Raw genomic sequence first — 7,699 nt, 5'->3', positions numbered from 1 at the left:
GAAGCAAATTATGCTGATGAAAAAACCAAATACTTAAACGAAGCTTATTTGGGTGTGTATTTAAATAATAAAAAAACAACCACTTTAGAAGCCGGTATTTTACCAAGTTATATTGGATTTGAATCGGCTACTACTCATGCCAATTTAACGGCTACTCGTTCTATACTTGCAGAAAATTCCCCTTATTTTATGACAGGAGTAAAATTAAATCATCAGTTTAATGAAAAGTTGAGTTTGTCTGGATTACTAACCAATGGCTGGCAACGTATTGAAAAACAAAATAGTAATGTGGCGCCTACTTTTGGTACACAATTAGTATACAAACCAAATGCAAAAAACACGTTAAATTGGAGCACTTTTATAGGTAAAGAAGTCTATGCAGACGCGTTTAATACGCGCTATTTTAGTAATCTTTATTGGGACAAAACTTGGAATGCAAAATGGCATTCTATTTTTGGTTTCGATTATGGAATACAAGATATTTCCTCTAAAAACAAGGAGAAAGCAACTTGGTACAGTCCAGTTGTAATTACGCAATATTCCTTCAATTCAAAATGGCAAATGGCACATAGAATAGAATATTATCAAGATCAAAAGCAGGCAATAATTGCCAGTCAAATCCCTTTTGAAACACTTGGCAATTCAATAAATTTTGATTTTTTACCCAATTCGAAATTTAAAATCAGAACAGAAGGAAAATGGTATCACGCCACTGAAAACATTTTTGATACCAATACCAAAAAAGATAATTTTTCAGTAACCACTACAATGAGTTTTGAGTTTTAGACGAGAACACAGATTATAGAAATTAATATGATTAGTAAAATCTGTGTTGATGAAAATTAACAATCTGCCAATCCTACTCCAATAGCCAAACCACCTTCGGAGGTTTCTTTGTATTTTGAATTCATGTCTTTAGCGGTTTCCCACATGGTGGCTACTACTTTATCTAAAGGTACCAATACATTTTTAGCATCGGTTTCTAAAGCCAATTCGGCTGCATTAATGGCTTTTATTGCACCCATAGTATTGCGTTCTATACAGGGTACTTGCACTAAACCACCAATAGGATCACAGGTCATACCTAAATGATGTTCCATAGCAATTTCAGCGGCTACCAATACTTGTTCTGGCGTACCACCCATTAATTCGCATAACGCTGCTGCTGCCATAGCAGAGGAAACGCCAATTTCTGCTTGACAACCACCCATAGCTGCGGAAATAGTAGCGCCTTTTTTGAAGATACTCCCTATTTGCCCAGCAACCATTAAAAATTGTTTGATTTCTTTTTCGCCTGCATAATGATTTTCAATGACTAAATAATACATCAAAACAGCTGGAATAACACCTGCACTTCCATTGGTAGGCGCTGTTACCACTCTACCCAAAGAGGCATTTACTTCATTTACTGCCAAGGCAAAACAAGACACCCATTTTAATATTTGACGGAATTTCACCTCAGTATGACGAATACATTGCAACCATTCTTGTGGTGAATTGTAATTGGCTATTCCAATTAAATTGGTATGCATGTCGTACGCTCTTCTTTTTACATTTAATCCACCCGGTAAAATACCATCGGTATGAGCACCAATATACATGCATTCTAACATTGTATTCCAAATGCGCATTAACTCAGAATGAATTACTTCTTCAGAACGCATTGATTTTTCATTTTCGTACACAATATCAGAAACTGTTTTGCGCTCTGTTTGACAAAATTCTAACAATTCTACACCTGTATTAACCAAGAATGGAAAGGCACATTTAATCTCTGAATTTGTATCTGTATCATCTTCTTCCTTAACAACAAAGCCTCCTCCAATTGAATAAAAAGTTGAACTATATTCAACATCATTTGTATAGGCAGTAAATACCATACCATTAGCGTGAAAGGGTAAAAAATTCTTATTGAAAAAGATATCTGATACTACATTAAAATGAATCTTGAATTCATTATCCAATTGCAATTCATTATTCGTTTTTATGTCTTCAATAATTGATGAAATGGCATCAATTGGTACTAATTCTGGATTGGCACCACTTAAACCTAACATTACGGCTAAGTCGGTTGCGTGCCCTTTTCCCGTTAAAGAAAGCGAGCCATACAAATCGACTTTAACGCGATGTACTGAAGCAATTATATTTTGATTTCGTAATTCGGCTAAAAATTGTTCAGCAGCACGCCAAGGTCCTAAAGTATGAGAACTTGAAGGGCCTACGCCTATTTTTAACATATCAAAAACTGAAATACATTCCATATACTAAATCGTTATAGTAGCAAAGATAGTATTTGAAGTTGGAAGTTAGAAGTACGAAGTGAAAATATTTGAAAAATGTATATTTTATAACAAAAAAAGGAACAAATTCTATAAAACTTATTCCTTTTAAACTATTGGCTTCGAGTGCCTCAGCCAACAAAGCCTTTAAATATTTTATTTCTTGTATTGTTGGCTGAGGCACTCTAAGCCAACAATACCTTTAATCCTCCTAATACCAACGCTTCTTATTCTGTTTAGAAGCTTCCGATTTTCTTGAATTTGAATTTTCTGGATTTGTAGATTTAGCTGCTTTTGGAGCTTTTGGAGCTTTTGGCGCGTTATTTTGTTTTTGTCTACCTGGATTTCTTCTATCGCCTCGTGTATCGGTTTCTTTATTTTTTAATTCGTCTTCTGTAAACGCTCTGTAGGGATACGGATTTTCTTTCACTACTTTAATTTGCTGACGGGTTAGTTTTTCAATGTCTTTCCAATATGGCAATTCGTCTTTTCCACAAAATGAAATGGCTAATCCTTCATTGCCTGCTCTACCCGTTCTACCAATTCGGTGTACGTAGGTTTCTGGTATGTTTGGCAAATCGAAATTAATCACATAAGGTAACAAATCGATATCAATACCACGAGCCGCAATGTCTGTCGCAACTAAGACAGAAATTTCTTGACTTTTAAATCCGTCTAACGTTTTAATTCTGTTGTTTTGAGATTTATTTCCGTGAATCGCTTCAGCAGAAATATTTTTTGTTTTTAAAGCTTTTACCACATTATCAGCACTGTGTTTTGTTCGTACAAAAACCAGTACATTATTTATTTTTTCTTCTTCAATTAAATGAATCAGTAATTTTCGTTTGTCTTCTTTTTGAACCATGTATACTTTTTGGTTCACGCGTTCTGCTGTGCTTGAAATGGGCGCTACCGAAACGTATTTAGGCTTCTTCAAAAATTGATCGGCCAACTCTCTAATCGCAACCGGCATCGTAGCAGAAAACAATAATGTTTGACGGTTTTCAGGAATTAACTTGATGATTTTCTTTACATCATTAATAAAACCCATATCTAACATTTGATCCGCTTCATCAATCACCAAATGATGCAGGTTATCCATATCCAAAAATCCTTGCTTATTTAAATCTAAAAAACGACCTGGAGTAGCAATTAAGATGTCCACACCGTCTTTAAGTTGTTGCACTTGCGGTACTTGACTTACCCCACCATAAATTACCATCGATTTGGTATTCATATATTTTCCGTACGTGGCAAAACTATCTTGAATTTGGTGTGCCAACTCACGTGTAGGAGCTAAAACTAAGGTTCTAATTACTTTACGTTTCGTTTTTGAACCTACAATTGGATGTAAATAATTTAAAATTGGAATAGCGAATGCACCGGTTTTACCTGTTCCTGTTTGGGCACATCCAACTAAATCGTGCTCTTCTAATATAACAGGTATGGCTTGTTGCTGAATTTGGGTTGGCGTAATATATTTTTCTTCTTCTAAAACCTGAAGTATATTTCTATGTAAATGTAAATCTTGAAATGTCATATTTGTATTTTGAAGGGCAAAGATAGTTTATTTTTGGTTGATGAAATTTATTAATACAATTTTGCATAATGACAGCAATAATAATTGATACATTTATCAATATCTTTGCAAAAAAAAATTAAATGAAGTTTAACAAATATTATGCGTCAGCCTTATTAGCTTTTATAATTTGGGGATTTTTTAGTTTAGCTCTAAAACCTTTACACGATTATCCTTCATTAGATATTTTGTTTTATCGTGTCTTTTTTTCTACTACATTTTTATTAGTCATTAACTTCGCTTTCCGAATTAATTTATTGAAAAAGAGTTTAGAATTATTTCAATCTTTTTCCAAAAAGAAAAAACAAAACGCTGTTTTATTGACAACTGCTGGCGGATTTTTATTAGTTTTCAATTGGTTTCTCTTTATGTATGCAGTAAACCATGTGAGTTTGCAATCGGCATCATTGGCTTATTTAATTTGCCCTATTATCACCACCGTTTTAGCTTTTATAATTTTAAAAGAAAAGTTAGACAATTGGCAATGGGTAGCGGTTGCCATTTGTGTAATTAGTTGTATGATTTTATCATACGGACATGCAACAGAATTGATGTATAGTTTTGTTATTGCTACTTCATTTGCGTTATATTTAATTAGTCAACGACGAAATAATGAGTTCGATAAATTTTTAGTTTTAACCATCCAGTTGGTAATTGCAAGTTTAGTTTTATTACCTTTTTATTCAAAGTTTAGCGCTACCGTTCCGACCGAAAGTTTGTTTTATATGATGATGGGATTAATTGTAGTTTTATTTACAATCATTCCTTTATACTTGAATTTATTTGCACTAAAAGGAATGAATTCATCTGCAGTTGGGATATTAATGTACACCAATCCGATGATAAACTTCTTATTAGCACTCTTCTACTTTAAAGAAAACATACAGTTTTCGCAACTGATTGCCTATAGTTTAATTGGGATTTCAATACTAATATTTAATAAAAAAGTTCTTTTTTAATTCGAATAACTAATTTAAAAATTTTTACTTTTCGTTTATAGATTTAATTATTCATACCCTAACTTCTGTTAAAAACTAACAACTTTAATAGTTTTATCAACAAATCACATTCTGACAATATACCAATAGGTTAGCTAAAATAAAATGACACAATGTCAGACATTTTTGCCATACAAAAGAAATACTGCCAATTTTATACCTATATGTATATTGGCACAAAACTTGACTTATCCAAAAAGAGTTTAAAAAATAAACCGAATAAAATTTAAAATTAAATAAAATGAGTAAGATTATTGGAATCGATTTAGGTACAACCAATTCTTGTGTTTCTGTAATGGAAGGTGGAGAACCAGTTGTAATTGCCAATGCAGAAGGAAAAAGAACAACACCATCTGTAATTGCATTTGTAGAAGGTGGAGAAATTAAAATTGGTGATGCTGCTAAAAGACAAGCGGTTACTAACCCAACTAAAACTATTGCATCTATCAAAAGATTTATGGGTAACAAGTTCTCGGAAAGTTCTAAAGAGGCTTCTACTGTTGCTTACAAAGTAGTTAAAGGTGATAACGACACACCACGTGTTGATATTGATGGACGTTTATATACGCCACAAGAATTATCTGCAATGACTTTGCAAAAAATGAAAAAAACTGCTGAAGACTATTTAGGTCATTCAGTTTCAGAAGCAGTAATTACTGTTCCTGCATATTTTAACGATGCACAACGTCAAGCAACTAAAGAAGCGGGAGAAATTGCAGGTTTAAAAGTAATGAGAATTATCAATGAGCCAACTGCTGCGGCATTAGCTTACGGATTAGACAAACAAGGTACGGATCAAAAAATTGCAGTATTCGATTTAGGTGGTGGTACATTTGATATCTCTATTTTAGAATTAGGAGATGGTGTTTTTGAAGTATTATCTACTAATGGAGATACCCACTTAGGTGGAGACGATTTTGACCAAGTAATTATTGACTGGTTAGCAAACGACTTTAATGCTGCTGAAGGTTTAGATTTAAGAAAAGACCCAACGGCTTTACAACGTTTAAAAGAAGCGGCTGAAAAAGCGAAGATTGAATTATCTGCTTCTGCTCAAACAGAAATTAACTTACCATACGTTACAGCTACGGCTTCAGGACCAAAACACTTAGTACAAACATTAACTCGTGCTAAATTTGAACAATTAGCTGATTCATTAGTAAAACGTTCAATGGAGCCAGTTGCTAAAGCTTTAAAAGATGCTGGCTTATCTGTTTCTGATATAGATGAAGTTATTTTGGTTGGAGGTTCTACTCGTATCCCAGTGATCCAAGAACAAGTGGAGAAATTCTTTAACAAAAAACCATCAAAAGGAGTAAATCCTGATGAAGTTGTTGCTATTGGTGCAGCTATTCAAGGTGGGGTTTTAACTGGTGATGTAAAAGATGTATTGTTATTAGACGTTACACCTTTATCATTAGGTATCGAAACTATGGGTAATGTAATGACAAAATTAATTGAAGCCAATACTACTATCCCAACAAAAAAATCACAAGTTTTCTCTACAGCTGCAGACAACCAACCAAGTGTTGAAATTCACGTTATTCAAGGTGAAAGAACCATGGCAGCTGATAACAAAACTATTGGTCGTTTCCATTTAGATGGTATTCCACCAGCAGCAAGAGGTATTCCTCAAATTGAAGTAACTTTTGATATTGATGCCAATGGTATCATTAAAGTTTCTGCAACTGATAAAGGAACTGGAAAATCTCACGATATTCGTATCGAAGCGTCTTCTGGTTTAACAGCCGAAGAAATCGAAAGAATGAAAAAAGATGCAGAATTAAATGCTGAATCAGATAAAATTGCTAAAGAAACAGCTGATAAAGTAAATGAAGCAGATTCTATGATTTTCCAAACGGAAAAACAATTAGCTGAATTTGGTGAAAAATTATCAGAAGATAACAAAACAGCTATCAACTTAGCTTTAATTGAATTAAAAATGGCTTACGAAGCAAAAGATGTTGCTGCAATTACGCCTGCTTTAGAGAAAATCAATACAGCTTGGACAAACGCATCTGCTGAAATGTACAACACTGGAGACGCTCAAGGAGCTGCGCAAGCAGAACCACAAGCTTCAGGTGATACTACACAAGATGTAGAATTTGAAGAAGTAAAATAATTTACGAGTTACGAAGTAAGATTTACGAGTAAATCTTAAATTTAAATAGTAAAAAACCGAGTAAGAAATTACTCGGTTTTTTTTATTTTATATATCTAAATAGATGATTGAAGTTGTTCGTACTTATTATGTATATACAGAATAACAATTCCAAATACCACAGATAAAACTAATAAAATTAAATTTAAAATTCCTTCCGTATTAAAAGATAGTTTAATCATAATTGTAGAAATAATAAATCCTGAGTTTCTGATTACAGTACTAAACTTATCAGAATGCAAAAATGAAAACAGCAAAATTAAAACATCCACTAAAATTAAAATAGTAAAAAAATCTTCAAAGAATATTTTATTAATATCTTCAAATTTATACAATAAAGTATTTACTGAAAAGAAACTTGTATTTATCCAATTAATGAAGCTATACAGAGATAAAAACACTAAAAAAGGCATTAACAAAGAAGCAATCCTGTTTTTAGTTTGAATAAATTTTTCTATTTTTTCATTAATTACTACATTCTTTTTTTGCCTATCACTTAATCTGTAAAAAATAAAGATTAGAAAAAACAAAACTACAACAGCAATTATATCGTATAAAAAAATTAAATCGTACTTCACCTCAAACCAATTGCTAGTTAGTTCTAAATTAGAAATGTCTTTAAAAATTCTTCTAATAATTATTAATAAGATAATTTCATATTGTTTACCTATATATATAGTAG

The 7,699-nt window shown here is 32.5% G+C and carries 6 protein-coding genes; 3 read left to right on the top strand and 3 right to left on the bottom strand.

The window, feature by feature from the left end; all coding sequences use genetic code 11:
• The coding region (locus ACIQZ1_RS09180; protein ID WP_396160696.1) for an outer membrane beta-barrel protein at positions 1–786 on the top strand (786 nt) is incomplete at its 5' end.
• A 56-nt stretch (positions 787–842) separates the two neighbouring features.
• On the opposite strand, the gene ACIQZ1_RS09175 is transcribed toward ACIQZ1_RS09180, so the two are convergent.
• Positions 843–2,261: an L-serine ammonia-lyase gene (locus ACIQZ1_RS09175; protein WP_396160694.1), complete on the bottom strand. Its 1,419-nt coding sequence runs from the start codon at positions 2,259–2,261 to the stop codon at positions 843–845.
• Positions 2,262–2,490: 229 nt separating this feature from the next.
• Positions 2,491–3,819, bottom strand: a complete 1,329-nt coding sequence (locus ACIQZ1_RS09170; RefSeq protein WP_396160692.1) for a DEAD/DEAH box helicase — start codon at positions 3,817–3,819, stop codon at positions 2,491–2,493.
• A gap of 122 nt (positions 3,820–3,941) precedes the next feature.
• On the opposite strand from ACIQZ1_RS09170, the gene ACIQZ1_RS09165 reads away from it, so the two are divergent.
• Positions 3,942–4,817 (top strand): EamA family transporter, encoded by an 876-nt coding sequence (locus ACIQZ1_RS09165; protein ID WP_396160690.1) that lies wholly within the window; start codon positions 3,942–3,944, stop codon positions 4,815–4,817.
• Positions 4,818–5,097: 280 nt separating this feature from the next.
• Positions 5,098–6,978, top strand: coding sequence for a molecular chaperone DnaK (gene dnaK / locus ACIQZ1_RS09160; protein WP_396160688.1), 1,881 nt, complete (start codon positions 5,098–5,100; stop codon positions 6,976–6,978).
• Between the two features lie 95 nt (positions 6,979–7,073).
• On the opposite strand, the gene ACIQZ1_RS09155 is transcribed toward dnaK, so the two are convergent.
• The coding region (locus ACIQZ1_RS09155; protein ID WP_396160686.1) for a hypothetical protein at positions 7,074–7,699 on the bottom strand (626 nt) is incomplete at its 5' end.

The organism is Flavobacterium sp. (assembly GCF_044341185.1).
Taxonomy (GTDB): Bacteria; Bacteroidota; Bacteroidia; order Flavobacteriales; family Flavobacteriaceae; genus Flavobacterium.
The sequence above is the reverse complement of the archived record's forward strand: the minus strand, read 5'-3'. Positions and strand labels throughout refer to the sequence as shown.

Bases quoted from the DNA above. Each gene is read 5' to 3' on its own strand.
- ACIQZ1_RS09175 (WP_396160694.1), bottom strand. From the start codon at position 2,261: ATGGAATGTATTTCAGTTTTTGATATGTTAAAAATAGGCGTAGGCCCT.
- ACIQZ1_RS09170 (WP_396160692.1), bottom strand. From the start codon at position 3,819: ATGACATTTCAAGATTTACATTTACATAGAAATATACTTCAGGTTTTA.
- ACIQZ1_RS09165 (WP_396160690.1), top strand. From the start codon at position 3,942: ATGAAGTTTAACAAATATTATGCGTCAGCCTTATTAGCTTTTATAATT.
- dnaK (WP_396160688.1), top strand. From the start codon at position 5,098: ATGAGTAAGATTATTGGAATCGATTTAGGTACAACCAATTCTTGTGTT.